Origin of the sequence: Shewanella waksmanii, from assembly GCF_043643685.1 — a bacterium.
Taxonomy (GTDB): Bacteria; Pseudomonadota; Gammaproteobacteria; order Enterobacterales; family Shewanellaceae; genus Shewanella; species Shewanella waksmanii_A.
This window is the reverse complement of record NZ_JBHZSN010000005.1, coordinates 1-14,456: the sequence shown is the minus strand read 5'-3', so window position 1 is coordinate 14,456 and position 14,456 is coordinate 1. Positions and strand designations below refer to the sequence as shown.

Annotated in this window: 11 protein-coding genes and 1 rRNA gene; 11 read left to right on the top strand and 1 reads right to left on the bottom strand. The window is 45.3% G+C overall.

Features of this window, described 5'->3' with window-relative positions:
* Position 1: 1 nt before the first annotated feature.
* From murD to lpxC, 8 genes are all read left to right on the top strand, one after another.
* Positions 2-1,327, top strand: a complete 1,326-nt coding sequence (gene murD, locus ACHUFW_RS08770; RefSeq protein ID WP_394202292.1) for a UDP-N-acetylmuramoyl-L-alanine--D-glutamate ligase — start codon at positions 2-4, stop codon at positions 1,325-1,327.
* Positions 1,320-2,534, top strand: coding sequence for a cell division protein FtsW (gene ftsW, locus ACHUFW_RS08765; RefSeq protein WP_394202291.1), 1,215 nt, complete (start codon positions 1,320-1,322; stop codon positions 2,532-2,534). Before murD ends, ftsW begins: the two co-directional genes overlap by 8 nt.
* On the top strand, positions 2,534-3,622 hold the full coding sequence (gene murG / locus ACHUFW_RS08760; RefSeq protein ID WP_394202289.1) for an undecaprenyldiphospho-muramoylpentapeptide beta-N-acetylglucosaminyltransferase: 1,089 nt from the start codon (positions 2,534-2,536) through the stop codon (positions 3,620-3,622). The genes ftsW and murG overlap by 1 nt, the downstream gene beginning before the upstream one ends.
* A gap of 1 nt (position 3,623) precedes the next feature.
* Complete coding sequence (gene murC, locus ACHUFW_RS08755) at positions 3,624-5,063, top strand: UDP-N-acetylmuramate--L-alanine ligase (RefSeq protein ID WP_394202288.1); 1,440 nt, start codon at positions 3,624-3,626, stop codon at positions 5,061-5,063.
* A 259-nt stretch (positions 5,064-5,322) separates the two neighbouring features.
* Positions 5,323-5,979: a cell division protein FtsQ/DivIB gene (locus tag ACHUFW_RS08750; RefSeq protein ID WP_394202286.1), complete on the top strand. Its 657-nt coding sequence runs from the start codon at positions 5,323-5,325 to the stop codon at positions 5,977-5,979.
* Between the two features lie 3 nt (positions 5,980-5,982).
* The gene (gene ftsA, locus ACHUFW_RS08745; RefSeq protein WP_394202284.1) at positions 5,983-7,218 is read left to right on the top strand and encodes a cell division protein FtsA; all 1,236 of its coding nucleotides are present in this window, start codon (positions 5,983-5,985) and stop codon (positions 7,216-7,218) included.
* A 32-nt stretch (positions 7,219-7,250) separates the two neighbouring features.
* On the top strand, positions 7,251-8,453 hold the full coding sequence (gene ftsZ / locus ACHUFW_RS08740) for a cell division protein FtsZ (protein ID WP_394202282.1): 1,203 nt from the start codon (positions 7,251-7,253) through the stop codon (positions 8,451-8,453).
* A 180-nt stretch (positions 8,454-8,633) separates the two neighbouring features.
* A complete protein-coding gene (gene lpxC / locus ACHUFW_RS08735) occupies positions 8,634-9,554 on the top strand; it encodes a UDP-3-O-acyl-N-acetylglucosamine deacetylase (protein WP_394202280.1) in 921 nt (306 codons plus the stop codon).
* Positions 9,555-9,556: 2 nt separating this feature from the next.
* On the opposite strand, the gene ACHUFW_RS08730 is transcribed toward lpxC, so the two are convergent.
* Entirely contained in the window at positions 9,557-10,015 is a 459-nt protein-coding gene (locus ACHUFW_RS08730) for a DUF721 domain-containing protein (RefSeq protein ID WP_394202881.1), read from the bottom strand.
* Positions 10,016-10,042: 27 nt separating this feature from the next.
* Between ACHUFW_RS08730 and ACHUFW_RS08725 the strand changes: the two genes are divergently transcribed.
* The 3 genes from ACHUFW_RS08725 to ACHUFW_RS08715 form a co-directional block, all read left to right on the top strand.
* A complete protein-coding gene (locus ACHUFW_RS08725; RefSeq protein ID WP_394202278.1) occupies positions 10,043-10,942 on the top strand; it encodes a M23 family metallopeptidase in 900 nt (299 codons plus the stop codon).
* 62 nt (positions 10,943-11,004) lie between these two features.
* Positions 11,005-13,728: a preprotein translocase subunit SecA gene (gene secA, locus ACHUFW_RS08720; RefSeq protein ID WP_394202276.1), complete on the top strand. Its 2,724-nt coding sequence runs from the start codon at positions 11,005-11,007 to the stop codon at positions 13,726-13,728.
* Between the two features lie 659 nt (positions 13,729-14,387).
* A 16S ribosomal RNA gene (locus ACHUFW_RS08715) occupies positions 14,388-14,456 on the top strand; the annotation flags it as partial.

Sequence of the window (14,456 nt, the reverse complement as noted above, 5' to 3'; positions counted from 1 at the left end):
CATGGAAGCAAGACATTCGCACATTGTATTAGGATTGGGAGCCACAGGGCTTTCCGTTGTGCGTTATTTGTCTGCCCAAGGGGTCACGCCTTTGGTTATGGACAGTCGCTCTGAGCCGCCAGGTCAAGCTGAACTTGAACGCGACTTTCCTACCGTTGCTTTGATCACCGGTGGATTTGATTGCCGTTATTTGGTGCAAGCTCAGCAGATTATTGTTAGTCCTGGCATCGCGATAGATACGCCCGAAATCAAAGCTGCCATTGATATGGAAATTGATGTCATTGGCGACGTGGAATTATTTGCGCGAGCGTTACAGCAAAGCAGTGCCAAAGTGATTGCTATTACTGGCTCAAATGGTAAGTCGACGGTAACGACTTTAGTGGCTGAAATGGCTGCAGCTCAAGGCATCAATTATGCCATGGGCGGTAATATCGGTGTGCCAGTTTTAGATTTGTTGGCTGCGGATGCAGATTTGTATGTGTTAGAGCTTTCAAGTTTTCAGTTAGAAACGACCCATAGCTTAAATTGTATCGCGGCAACCTGTTTGAATATTAGCGAAGATCATATGGACCGCTATGCAGACTTAGCGGCATATCGTCAAGCTAAGCTCTCACTATATGAGCAAAGTAAATTGGCTGTATTTAATCGCGATGACCAACTGACCTTGCCAAACGAACCGATGAATCAAACCAGCTTTGGTTTAGGTGTCCCGGCAGGTGATGATTGGGGCATGAGCGAAGGAGCGTTGGTTCATGGCGAGCAGCAAATTGTTGAGGTGAATGAAGTTAGCCTTGTTGGTCGTCATAACCATGCCAATTTACTTGCCGCAATGGCGTTGGCTTTTGCGGCAGGGGTTGAAAAACAAGCCATGGTCAGTGTTGCTAAACAATTTAAAGGGCTGCAGCATCGTTGTGAGCTAGTGTCTGTTGTTAATGACGTGGCGTATGTGAATGACTCAAAGGCTACCAATGTTGGTGCAACCGTTGCGGCAATTGAAGGCTTATCAGCTCATCAAGGTGGCATTATTTTAATTGCTGGTGGTGATGGTAAAGGGGCGGACTTTTCACCTTTAGCTCGGCCACTGCAGCGGATCAGTCAGCTGATTACTTTGGGTAAAGATGGCCCAGCGATAGCCGAGCTTGTTGAAGGTAGTATCACGGTTGAAACCATGCAACAAGCGGTAGCACAAGCTGCACAGTTGGCTGAGCCGGGTGATTTAGTGTTGTTATCTCCAGCATGTGCCAGTTTAGATATGTACAGCAACTTTATGGCAAGAGGTGATGACTTTAAACAGTTAGTTGCTGAGCTAGTGGTGGACCATGAGTAGCGCTGAAAAGCAGCTCAATCTGTTTAGCAGTGGCTTCAACTGGTCATCGCTAAATATATTTAGCGATAGAGAAGCGCCGGGCATTCAGTTGTATGACAGAGCCTTGTTGTTTGCTGTAATGGGGTTGATCTGTTTTGGTTTTGTGATGGTGATGTCGGCGTCGATGCCTGAAGCTCAAAGCCTAACTGGTAACCCATATCATTTTGTGTGGCGTCATGTGGCTTATTTAGTGGGTTGCGTGATGATTGCCGCAGTGGTGTTGCGCATCGAGATGGAACGCTGGCAACAGTTTAGCCCGATTTTGTTGTTAATCGTGGGCATCATGTTGGTGTTGGTATTGCTGGTGGGTACCTCGGTTAACGGCTCTACGCGTTGGTTAAGCGTTGGGCCTATTCGTATCCAAGTGGCTGAATTAGCGAAGTTCGCGTTTGCAATTTATATGGCAGGCTATCTCGTTCGTCGCCATCAGGAAATTAGGGAAAATGCGAAAGGGTTTTATAAACCCATTGCGGTATTTGCGGTGTATGCATTTTTAATCTTGATGCAACCAGATCTGGGTACCGTTGTCGTACTGTTTGTTGGAACAGTGGGTTTGTTGTTTTTAGCTGGGGCGAGATTGTTGGACTTTTTCGCGCTTATATTGACTGGTATTGGGGCATTTGTCGCACTGGTGATGACCGCTGAATACCGTATGGCAAGGGTAACTTCGTTTTTGGATCCTTGGCGCGACCCATTTGGCACCGGATATCAGCTGACCCAATCCTTGATGGCCTATGGACGAGGTGATTGGTTTGGCCAAGGGTTGGGCAACAGTATCCAGAAACTTGAGTATTTGCCTGAAGCTCATACCGATTTCATTTTTGCAGTTATTGGTGAAGAGCTCGGTTTTGTCGGAATTGTGGCCGTTTTAGCTGTGTTGATGTTTATCGTGTTACGCGCGATTAAATTAGGTAATGCCTGCTTGAGCATCGATAAACCCTTTGAAGGCTACTTAGCCTATGGCATTGGTATTTGGATCTGTTTCCAGACCGTAGTTAATGTGGGTGCCAGTATTGGGGTGTTGCCCACCAAAGGACTAACTCTGCCTTTTATCAGTTATGGCGGCAGTAGTTTATGGGTCATGACTGCAGCGGCGATGCTGTTAATACGAATTGATTATGAGCGTCGCTTGAGTCTCACTCAGGCGGTGCAAAGGAAAAAAAGTTAATGAGCACAAGCAAGCGGATTTTAGTCATGGCGGGTGGTACGGGAGGACATGTGTTCCCGGCGCTTGCAGTGGCTAAATACCTCAGCCAACAAGGTTGGCAGGTGCGTTGGTTAGGCACAGCTGAGCGGATGGAAGCGCGTTTGGTTCCTCAACATGGCTTTGATATCGATTTTATCGATATTAAAGGCGTAAGAGGCAACGGATTAATAAGAAAGTTAGCGGCGCCATTTAAAATCCTGCGTTCTATTGTGCAGGCAAAAGAAGTGATTAACGAGTTTAAGCCTGACGTAGTTTTAGGCATGGGGGGCTTTGCCAGTGGCCCTGGTGGCGTTGCAGCAAGGTTGAGTGGCATTCCTTTGGTATTGCATGAACAAAACGCTATACCAGGAATGACCAACAAACTGTTGTCGAAAATCGCATCTAAGGTGTTATGTGCATTTGAAAATACCTTTGACAAAGTGGCGGCCGACGTTGTTGGTAACCCCATTAGACAAGAGCTTATCGCCCTAGGGCAAAAGCCGCGCCAAACAGAAGAGGAAGATGCATTAAAAGTATTGGTTGTGGGTGGTAGCTTAGGTGCCAAGGTATTTAATGACTTAATGCCGTCAGTGTTGGCCGAAGTGAGTAAGTCAAACTCAATGACTGTGTGGCATCAGGTGGGTAAAGGCAATTTGGCTGCCGTTGAGGCCGAATATCAACAGCTGGGACAAAGTGGTAGCGTGAAAGTCGCAGAATTTATTGATGATATGCAGGCCGCTTATCAATGGGCGGATGTGGTTTTATGTCGAGCAGGGGCGTTAACTGTATCTGAGCTTGCCGCAGTTGGCCTGCCGAGCTTATTGGTACCCTACCCCCATGCGGTAGATGATCATCAAACCCAAAATGCCCAAGTTTTGGTCGAGGCGGGGGGCGCATTTTTGCTGCCACAGCCCGTGGTCGACAGAGATAAATTAGTGAGTAAATTACAGATTTTGGCATCGGACCGCCAAGCTATGTTGTCGATGGGCGAGCGCTCAAAGAGTGTTGCGATTGTCGATGCAACCAAACAGGTTGCAGATGTATGCATCGAATTAAGTGAGAAAGGTTAACATGAGTCAGAACGCTGAAAAGTATGCTCAGCTACGCACAATTATTCCCGAAATGCGTCGGGTGAAACATATCTACTTCATCGGCATCGGTGGAGCGGGTATGGGCGGTATTGCCGAAGTATTGGTGAATGAAGGTTATAAACTCAGCGGATCTGATATAGCAGAAAACGCGGTGACCCAGCGTCTAGCAGCAATTGGTGTATCGGTACACATTGGTCATAAGGCTGAACAAGTAGCAGGTGTAGATGTGGTGGTGGTGTCAACAGCCATTGATGCCGACAACCCTGAAATTATTGCCGCTAAAGAAGCGCGTATTCCGATTGTACGTCGCGCAGAAATGTTAGCTGAGTTGATGCGCTATCGACATGGGGTAGCGGTTGCCGGTACCCACGGTAAAACCACGACAACCAGTTTGATTGCTAGCGTGTATGGTCAAGCTGAGCGAGACCCGACTTTTGTTATTGGTGGCCTGTTAAATAGTGCTGGTACCAATGCGCGTTTAGGCAATAGTCGTTATTTGATTGCAGAAGCTGATGAAAGTGATGCGAGCTTTTTGCACTTGCAACCTATGGTGAGTGTGATCACCAATATTGAAGCCGATCATATGGACACCTATGAAGGTGACTTTGAAAAGTTGAAGTCTACCTTTATCGACTTTTTGCACAACCTACCGTTTTACGGTGTGGCAGTTGCCTGCATCGATGATCCTGTTGTGCGTGAAATATTGCCACAAATAGGCCGTAAGATTGTCACCTATGGCTTTAGTGACGATGCCGATGTGCAGGCCTTGAATTTTGTGCAGCAAGGTTATGCTTCGCGCTTTACTGTTCGCCGTGAAAACTTGCCAGACCTACATTTAGAGGTGAATTTACCTGGACAGCACAATGTGCTCAATGCGCTAGCCGCGATTGCCGTTGCCACTGAAGATGATATTGAGGATGAAGCGATTGTAACCGCACTGGCTGAGTTCCAAGGTATTGGACGTCGATTTGAGCAATTAGGTAAATACCAAACGGCCAATGGTGAGGTGATGCTGGTTGATGATTATGGTCATCACCCAAGTGAGGTTGCAGCCACGATTAAAGCAGCAAGAGCCGGCTGGCCAGATAATCGTTTGGTTATGATTTATCAGCCACACCGTTATAGTCGTACCCGTGATTTATACGAAGATTTTGTTGAGGTGTTAAGCCAAGTTGATTGTCTGCTTTTGCTTGACGTTTATGCCGCTGGTGAAGCGCCAGTGCCAGGCGCCGATAGTCGTGCACTGTGCCGTTCAATTAGGCAAAGAGGGCAACTGGAACCCATTTTTGTTTCAGATGCTCAACAACTGGATATGGTATTGGCTGATGTACTGCAAGATGGTGATCTGCTTATCACTCAAGGGGCTGGCAATATTGGTAGTATTAGTAAGCGATTAGCCCAGTGTAAATTGGGATTTTAATGGTCAGTTAGGTTGTTTTTTAAACCATTGACCAGCGGGTGATTGGCTAGGTTTTGACCCTTAGGTAATGCTCGCTATAATGAGCGATTTTCTGAAGATTGATTTAGAAATTAGTGGTTGAAAAATATACAAAAAGGTAAGGCGTACTAAGGTGTCCTGGAGTGACGTTAGAGAAAGATGGCACGGTAAGCTGGCACAGGTCGATTGGTACCTGTGTTTTGGGCTTATTTTTCTTTTTCTTGTGTTGATAGGGTTAGCCATGAGCGCATGGAAACTCAACATCTTACTCAATGATGCAGATGCACTGCCCATTGAAACGGTTGCGATACAAGGCGAGCGGCAGTTTACCACTGACAAAGAGATACAAGATGCGTTGCAAAGTCTTATGCAGCGAAGCTTTTTCTCTGCAGATGTGAACCAAGTTCAAGACGCATTAGAAGCGTTGCCTTGGGTTTATCAAGCATCGGTAAGACGAGAGTGGCCCGCTAAATTGAAAGTGTATTTAGTTGAGCAGCAAGCCGCGGCCCATTGGAATGGGGATGCTTGGTTGAATGTACAAGGACAAGTATTTGATGCACCGCCTCAAGAGATGGTGGAAGCATTACCGAATTTGGCAGGACCTGAAGATCAGTCTCATGCTGTTTTGACCGCTTACCAGCAGGTCAGTGAGTTATTGAGCATTAATGGTTTTCAGTTAGTAAGTCTGGGTTTAAGCCCAAGGCACGCGTGGCATGCAACCTTAGATTCCGGCGTAAAACTGGAATTGGGGCGCGAGGATAAGATGGCGAGGATACAGCGGTTTATTAACGTGTATCCGACACTTGCGCAGCAAAATAAACCGATAGCGAGAGTGGACCTTCGCTATGACACTGGCTTGGCCGTAGGCTGGGATGAAGCACAAAAAGAGAGCCGTTAATTAATGACCAAGAATCAAGATAGAAATCTGATCGTTGGATTAGACATTGGAACATCTAAAGTGGCAGTGATCATTGGTGAAGTGCTGCCCGATGGTGAGATCAGTATTGTAGGTCTCGGAAATCACCCCTCAAGAGGGATGGATAAAGGCGGTGTTAACGATCTTGATTCGATTGTGCGCAGTGTTCAACGGGCGCTTGATCAGGCTGAGCTCATGGCTGACTGCCAAGTTTCATCAGTCTATTTGGGTATCTCAGGCAAGCATATTGAATGCCAGAATGAAAATGGCATGGTCTCTATTAATGACGAAGAAGTGACCCAAGAGGATGTCGATAATGTCATTCATACGGCACGTTCGGTAAAGATTCCTACAGAGCGCCGTATCTTGCACGTATTACCGCAAGAATATGCCATTGATGTACAAGATGGGATTCGCAGCCCAATTGGCATGTCCGGTATGCGTATGGAAGCCAAAGTACATATTGTGACTTGCGCCAACGATATGGCGAAAAATATCACCAAAAGTGTGGAGCGCTGTGGTCTGAAAGTGGATGACCTAGTGTTTTCAGCCATTGCATCAGCAGACTCAGTATTAACTGATGATGAGAAAGACCTTGGTGTGTGTTTAGTTGATATGGGCGGTGGTACCACAGACATCACCATCTATACCAATGGTGCGCTACGTCATTGTGCTGTCGTGCCGGTGGCGGGTAATCAGGTTACCAGCGATATTGCCAAGATTTTCCGCACACCGTTATCTCATGCAGAGCAAATCAAAGTGCAATATGCCAGTGCTCGCAGCGCGATGGTGAGCCGTGAAGACAGTATTGAAGTGCCTTCAGTTGGCGGTCGTCCGTCACGAACCATGTCTAGGCACACATTGGCAGAAGTGGTTGAGCCGCGCTACCAAGAGTTGTTTGAGCTGGTTTTAAAAGAATTGCAAGAATGTGGCTTGGATGACCAAGTTGCAGCAGGAATAGTATTAACCGGTGGCACGGCGTCTATTGAAGGTGCTGTTGATATCGCAGAGGCGACATTTGGTATGCCTGTGCGAGTCGCAGAGCCGCTGCCGGTGAAAGGATTATACGAATATGTACAGCAACCCATCTACTCTACCGGAGTTGGGTTACTGCATTATGGTGCACGCCGGGTGATTGAACGCCAGTTTGAACGCCCAGAGCGCCAAGGGGTTACCAGTCTTTGGAATCGGGTTCAAAGCTGGTTTAAAGGTGAGTTTTAAAATATAACGCAGGCAAAAACGGAGAAATTACCATGTTTGAGATCATGGACAGTCATACTGATGAGGCGGTGATTAAAGTCATCGGTGTCGGTGGCGGTGGTGGCAATGCTGTAGAGCATATGGTCAAGCACAATATTGAAGGTGTGGAGTTTGTTGCAACCAATACGGATGCACAGGCATTACGTAAGTCAGCAGCAGGTACGACAATCCAGCTTGGTCGCGATGTGACTAAGGGGTTAGGTGCTGGTGCCAATCCAGAGATTGGTCGATTAGCTGCCGAAGAAGATAAAGAAAACATCCGTAGCGCGATTAAAGGTTCTGATATGATCTTTATCGCTGCTGGTATGGGCGGTGGTACTGGTACTGGTGCTGCACCTGTTGTTGCAGAGATTGCCCGTGAAGAAGGGATTTTGACAGTTGCTGTTGTGACTAAGCCATTCCCTTTTGAAGGCAAAAAGCGCATGACATTTGCCGATCAAGGAATTGAGATGCTAGCTAAGCATGTTGATTCACTGATCACCATTCCAAATGAAAAGCTACTTAAAGTACTCGGCCGTGGTACCTCGTTACTTGATGCTTTTGCTGCTGCCAATAATGTATTGTTAGGTGCTGTGCAAGGTATTGCAGAGCTGATCACTCGCCCTGGCCTTATTAACGTTGACTTTGCAGACGTTAAAACTGTGATGTCAGAAATGGGTAATGCCATGATGGGTACGGGGGTTGCTAGTGGTGAAGATCGTGCTGAAGAAGCCGCTGAAGCTGCTGTAGCTAGCCCATTACTAGAAGATATTGATCTTGCTGGTGCGCGTGGCGTATTGGTTAATATTACCGCTGGCATGGACATGAGTATCGAAGAGTTTGAAACTGTGGGTAACCACGTTAAAGCTTACGCTTCAGATAATGCAACCGTTGTTGTGGGTGCGGTTATCGACCCAGAAATGTCAGATGAGTTACGTGTTACTGTTGTGGCAACCGGTATTGGCGCTGAAAAGAAACCAGATATTCAGTTAGTGTCTAAGCCAGTTGCACGTCCTGAACCAACAGTGGCAACTGAGGTGCGTGTTGAGCCTGCGAGTGAAGAGATTGTGCCGCAACCTCTAGCTAACGGGAATGTGGTACCAGTTGCTCAGCAAGCTGCTGCAGCTGCGACACCAACACCATCGGCAACGCCAGCGGCAAAAAATGAATTAGATTATTTGGATATTCCAGCATTTTTACGTAAGCAAGCTGACTAATCGATTGTTAGTGGTGTTAATAGCGAGTGATCGCTAAATACTGACTCGCGTAGTGATTAGGTAGCTAAACTTTGGTGAATTTGCAAAGATATGGTAGCATATCCGACCAGCCACGCCTTTGTGTCCAATTAATTGGATATAAAGAATGCGCTTTTTTGTTTAGATATAACGGGTAACTTAATGATTTTTCAAAGAACTGTTAAAGAAATGGTAAAAACCACCGGTGTCGGATTGCACTCCGGCGATAAGGTGACTTTGAGTATCAAACCCGCGCCAGTTAATACAGGGATCGTACTTGTGCGCACCGATTTAACGCCTGCTGTCGAAATAGAAGCGAAAGCAGAGTTAGTTCGTGAAACCACAATGTGTACGGCACTTGTAAATGATGAAGGTGTGCGTATCTCAACGATTGAGCACTTATTTGCCGCGCTTGCAGGTTTGGGTATCGATAATGCCATTATCGAAGTTGATGCCGCAGAAATCCCCATTATGGATGGCAGTGCTAGTCCATGGGTGTTTTTATTACAATCTGTTGGCATCCAAGATCAAGCAGCCGCTAAAAAGTACTTAAAGATTAAACAAACGATTCGTGTAGAAGATGGTGACAAGTGGGCAGAGTTGAGACCTTTCCAAGGTTTTAAAGTCGATTTTGCCATTGAGTTTAACCATCCTGAGATAGCGAGAAGCCAGCAACATATGGTGATGGATTTCTCTACTTCAGCGTTTGTGCGCGACATCAGCCGTGCTCGTACTTTCGGTTTTATGCGTGACATCGAATATCTTAGAGCGAATAATCTCGCATTAGGTGGCAGCATGGAAAATGCTGTTGTACTTGACGAATATCGCGTCCTCAACCCCGATGGCCTGCGTTATGAGGATGAATTTGTTAAGCATAAAATACTTGATGCATTTGGTGATTTATATGTTGCCGGTCACGCCATAGTTGGTGAGTTTGCTGCATTTAAAACGGGTCACGCTCTGAATAACCAATTAGTACGTGCTTTGTTGGCGAATCAAGAGGCTTGGGAATTAGTTAGCTTTGAAAAAGAAGACGAAGTTCCTGTCAGTTTCTCGGTTCCTGCTGGCGCTGTGTTCGCGTAGCGTTACTCTTTTGTTTGCCTTGAACGGCTGGCTAATGCAGCCAGCCGTTTTAGTTTTATAGCTAAAGAACCTTCTGCATGTTCGGCCAACGCCTCTATATGACTGGCAGCAGTTTCAGTAATCTGGTTATGTGTCGGTTTCACATTTGTTTCATACATTTTCAAACCTGGGTTGACTTTAACCTCGATTGCAGAGAGCATGGGTAGCGTTTCGGCTTGTAGTTGCTGCAATATTTTGGCTTTTTGGAAGTTAATCCGAGCAGCCCAAGCAGCAGTAGTGGTTTCAATTACTAATATACCCTGGCGAAGATTGGCAACTTTAAGTTGTTCAGTTACAGGACCTGTTACTGTTTGTTTTACATAGTTGTCTAGATGCAGTAACAACTCAGCTTTTTCAGCGATAGAAGGTAAAGTACCTTGCTGATGCAGCAGTTGACTCAGGTCTTGCGGGGGCTTTTTCATAAGATAATAAAATGGCTTAATGAGGCTATGAGTGTAACAGTTTTTATTCAAGGTCGAAATGGTGCCACGCGTTGGCAGCCGGGAAAACGTTGGTTGCTATTACCAGCGTTAATCATCGCCGCTAGTACAGGTTTATACCAATACAATGCTAAGCAGTTCCGAGAACAGCAGCAGAGTATGGATAGTCAGCGAGTTGCTAATGAAGCTCAGAAGCATGAGCTTATCGAGCTTAAAGATGCGACAGAGTCGCAATTAGCCATGCTGGTTACTCATGTCGCCAAAATGCAAGCGAAATTGACTCGCTTAGAGGCATTGGGTGAACAAGTCGCTAAAAAAGCAAAGTTAGACGATCAATTCGATTTTTCCTCAGAGGTTGGTGTTGGCGGACTCAGTGAACTGGGTAGCAATATTGAACTCGATCAGCTTATTCAAGATATGGATAAGCTCGTTTCTCGTATAGAAAATGGCAATGCTCAACTTTCACTACTTGAAACTGTGACAACTAATCTCCATATAGATAACGAGCGTTATATCTCTGGACGACCCATAGAGAAAGGTTGGTTATCATCGCACTACGGATTACGTAATGATCCTTTCACAGGGCAAAGAACGATGCATAAAGGTATCGACTTTGCTGGTAAAGAAGGGACAAATGTTATTGCTACAGCAGGTGGCGTCGTTACCTGGTCTGGAAAGATGTTTGGATATGGCGAGTTAATTGAAATTGACCATGGTAATGGTCTTAGAACTCGTTATGGTCATAATAAATCATTGTCAGTGGCTGTGGGTGATGTTGTAGGAAAAGGTGACACTATCGCTAAAATGGGCAGTACAGGTCGTTCGACAGGGCCTCATGTGCATTATGAAGTGTTACGAGGTGGGCAACAGATTGACCCGAAAAAATATGTCTACCGCAAGGCAGGTTAATTGAAAATTAGGCTTTCAGACTCTAGCAGGGACTTGGCCAACAACATAAAAAAGTGGTTCAGATGTTTGGTAAATTACTGACAAAAATATTTGGTAGTCGAAACGACCGTACTCTTAAATCTTTGGGTAAGGTTGTTAAAAAGATTAATGCACTTGAAGCTGAGTACGAAAAGTTATCAGATGATGAGTTAAAAGCGAAGACCGCAGAGTTTAGAGAACGCCTTGAGAAGGGTGAAACACTCGATTCAATTATGGCTGAAGCTTTTGCCACCGTACGTGAAGCATCAAAGCGTGTATTTGATATGCGTCATTTTGATGTGCAGTTGATCGGCGGTATGGTTCTCGATAGTAACCGAATCGCGGAGATGAGAACCGGTGAAGGTAAAACGTTAACTGCAACTTTGCCAGCTTATCTAAACGGTTTGACAGGGAAAGGTGTTCACGTCATCACGGTGAATGACTATCTTGCTGGCCGTGATGCTGAAAACAATCGACCATTATTTGAATTTCTTGGGTTATCGGTAGGTATTAACGTCGCCGGTCTAGCTCATGGTGATAAAAAAGCAGCCTACAATGCCGACATTACCTACGGTACCAACAACGAGTTTGGATTCGATTATCTTCGCGATAACATGGCTTTCTCGCCGCAAGAGCGTGTGCAGCGCCCATTACATTATGCTCTAATCGATGAAGTTGACTCGATCTTAATTGATGAAGCTCGTACACCGCTGATTATTTCGGGTGCAGCCGAAGACAGTTCTGAACTATACACTAAGATTAACACCTTAATTCCACACCTTGTTCGTCAAGACAAAGAAGACACTGAAGAAGAGATCGGTGACGGCGATTACTCTATCGACGAGAAGGGTAAGCAAGTTCATATGACCGAACGTGGTCAAGAGAAAGTTGAAGTCTTACTTACCGAGCGCGGTATGCTTGCTGAAGGTGACTCGCTATACTCAGCAGCTAATATCTCATTGCTGCATCATGTCAACGCTGCACTGCGTGCACACACTTTATTTGAGAAAGATGTTGACTATATTGTTCAAGACAATGAAGTGATCATTGTTGATGAACATACGGGTCGTACTATGCCTGGGCGCCGTTGGTCTGAAGGTTTGCACCAAGCAGTAGAAGCTAAAGAAGGGGTTCATATTCAAAATGAGAACCAAACTTTAGCGTCAATCACTTTCCAAAACTTCTTCCGTCAGTATGAAAAGCTAGCCGGTATGACCGGTACCGCAGATACAGAAGCATTCGAGTTCCAACATATCTATGGCTTAGATACGGTTGTGATTCCTACAAACCGCCCAATGGTGCGTAAGGACAATGCTGATTTAGTTTATTTGACAGCAGAAGAGAAATACGACGCAATTATCAAAGACATTTTGGAATGTCGTGACCGCGGTCAACCAGTGTTAGTCGGTACGGTATCGATTGAGCAATCTGAGTTACTGCATAGCTTGCTAAAGAAAGCCAAAATTCCTCATGAAGTACTCAACGCTAAGTTCCATGAGCGTGAAGCTGATATCGTTGCTCAAGCAGGTCGCAGTGGTGCAGTTACTATTGCAACCAATATGGCGGGGCGTGGTACTGATATTGTGCTAGGTGGTAACTGGCAGATGGAAATAGCGGCTATCGCCAACCCAACTGACGAACAAAAAGCCAAGATCAAAGCTGATTGGCAAGTGCGTCATGATGAAGTTGTTGCTTCTGGTGGTCTACATATTCTTGGCACAGAGCGTCATGAATCTCGCCGTATCGATAACCAGCTACGTGGTCGTTCAGGTCGTCAAGGTGATGCGGGTTCTTCTCGTTTCTATCTATCGATGGAAGATAGCTTAATGCGTATCTTTGCTTCAGACCGTGTTTCTTCAATGATGAAGAAGCTAGGAATGGAAAAAGGTGAGGCGATTGAGCATCCGTGGGTATCACGTGCTATTGAAAATGCACAGCGTAAAGTTGAAGCGCGTAACTTTGATATTCGTAAGCAGTTACTAGAATTTGATGATGTAGCAAACGATCAGCGCCAGGTTGTTTATGCCCAGCGTAATGAGCTAATGGATGCTGAAGACATTAAAGATACCATTGAAAACATCCAAGCCGATGTTGTCGATGGTCTAGTTAGTCAATACATTCCACCTCAATCTGTTGAAGAGCTATGGGATGTTGCAGGGCTTGAAACGCGTCTTGAGCAAGAGTATGGCTTAAAAATGCCAGTTCAAGAATGGCTAGACAAAGAAGATGATCTTCATGAAGAAACACTTCGTGAGCGTATCATCGATACGTGGGTTAAAGCATATAAAGCCAAAGAAGAGATGGTCGGTGAAGGCGTGCTACGCCAGTTTGAGAAAGCCGTTATGTTACAAACTTTAGATGGTCTGTGGAAGGAGCATCTTGCGGCTATGGATCATTTACGTCAAGGCATCCACTTGCGCGGTTATGCTCAGAAGAATCCTAAGCAGGAATATAAGCGTGAGTCTTTTGAGCTATTCCAACAAATGCTAGAAACATTGAAGCATGATGTCATTAGCGTATTGTCAAAAGTTCAAGTGCAAGCTCAGTCTGATGTTGAAGAGATGGAAGAGCGTCGTCGCCAAGAAGAGGCTAAGATTCGTCGCGATTATCAACATGCTCAAGCAGAAGCATTAGTTGGTGCTGAAGAAGCAGAAGCATTAGCGAGTAAAAAGCCAATGGTTCGCGAAGGTGAAAAAGTCGGACGTAATGATCCGTGCCCATGTGGTTCGGGTAAAAAGTACAAGCAATGCCACGGTAAGCTGACATAAGCATTCGTATTATTACAGCATCATATAAAGCCACCTAATTCAGGTGGCTTTTTTGTTTTACTATTTCGAAATCTTGCCTCACGCCTGACTTTGAGTGCTAATTAACCAAGATAAATGAAAATTGTGGATAAGTTTGGGGGTAATTAGTGAGTAATATGTGGCTATATTAAGTCAGCTAAAAAAGATCAAATTTTATTAAAAAAGGGCTTGCGCCAAAGTAATTACGCCCTATAATGCGCACCCACTGACACGGCAAAGCAGTCAACGCTAAGCCGATAACTTAAAGTAAGTTTATCTTCGTTAAGTGAAAGTTAGGTACTGAAAAGTACGGCGGAAAAAAGTTTAAAAAACTACTTGACGCCAACAAGGGAAAGCGTAGAATACGCAGCCCTAGCCACTCGGGCTTACCGAGATGTGCTAACGCTCTTTAACAATTTATCAAGTAATCTGTGTGGACACTCACAGGTATTGAGTTAATCGAAAAAAGATTAAATCAATGGCTCTTTCACTAGAGAATAGTGAGTGTTCATAGCAATATGTCTTACGTTTTTGTTTCCACAAGAATGTAAGTATCGAGTTTACTGCTTCTTTATGAACGCAGTGAATGAGAAACAGTAGAATTCATTGAGTCGTTCGACGTAGTCGAACAAACAAAACTTTAATTGAAGAGTTTGATCATGGCTCAGATTGAACGCTGGCGGCAGGCCTAACACATGCAAGTCGAGCGG

What these genes read in the sequence shown, in the direction of transcription:
- murD (WP_394202292.1), top strand. Translation starts at nt 2, where the DNA reads ATGGAAGCAAGACATTCGCACATTGTATTAGGATTGGGAGCCACAGGG.
- ftsW (WP_394202291.1), top strand. Translation starts at nt 1,320, where the DNA reads ATGAGTAGCGCTGAAAAGCAGCTCAATCTGTTTAGCAGTGGCTTCAAC.
- murG (WP_394202289.1), top strand. Translation starts at nt 2,534, where the DNA reads ATGAGCACAAGCAAGCGGATTTTAGTCATGGCGGGTGGTACGGGAGGA.
- murC (WP_394202288.1), top strand. Translation starts at nt 3,624, where the DNA reads ATGAGTCAGAACGCTGAAAAGTATGCTCAGCTACGCACAATTATTCCC.
- ACHUFW_RS08750 (WP_394202286.1), top strand. Translation starts at nt 5,323, where the DNA reads ATGAGCGCATGGAAACTCAACATCTTACTCAATGATGCAGATGCACTG.
- ftsA (WP_394202284.1), top strand. Translation starts at nt 5,983, where the DNA reads ATGACCAAGAATCAAGATAGAAATCTGATCGTTGGATTAGACATTGGA.
- ftsZ (WP_394202282.1), top strand. Translation starts at nt 7,251, where the DNA reads ATGTTTGAGATCATGGACAGTCATACTGATGAGGCGGTGATTAAAGTC.
- lpxC (WP_394202280.1), top strand. Translation starts at nt 8,634, where the DNA reads ATGATTTTTCAAAGAACTGTTAAAGAAATGGTAAAAACCACCGGTGTC.
- ACHUFW_RS08730 (WP_394202881.1), bottom strand. Translation starts at nt 10,015, where the DNA reads ATGAAAAAGCCCCCGCAAGACCTGAGTCAACTGCTGCATCAGCAAGGT.
- ACHUFW_RS08725 (WP_394202278.1), top strand. Translation starts at nt 10,043, where the DNA reads ATGAGTGTAACAGTTTTTATTCAAGGTCGAAATGGTGCCACGCGTTGG.
- secA (WP_394202276.1), top strand. Translation starts at nt 11,005, where the DNA reads ATGTTTGGTAAATTACTGACAAAAATATTTGGTAGTCGAAACGACCGT.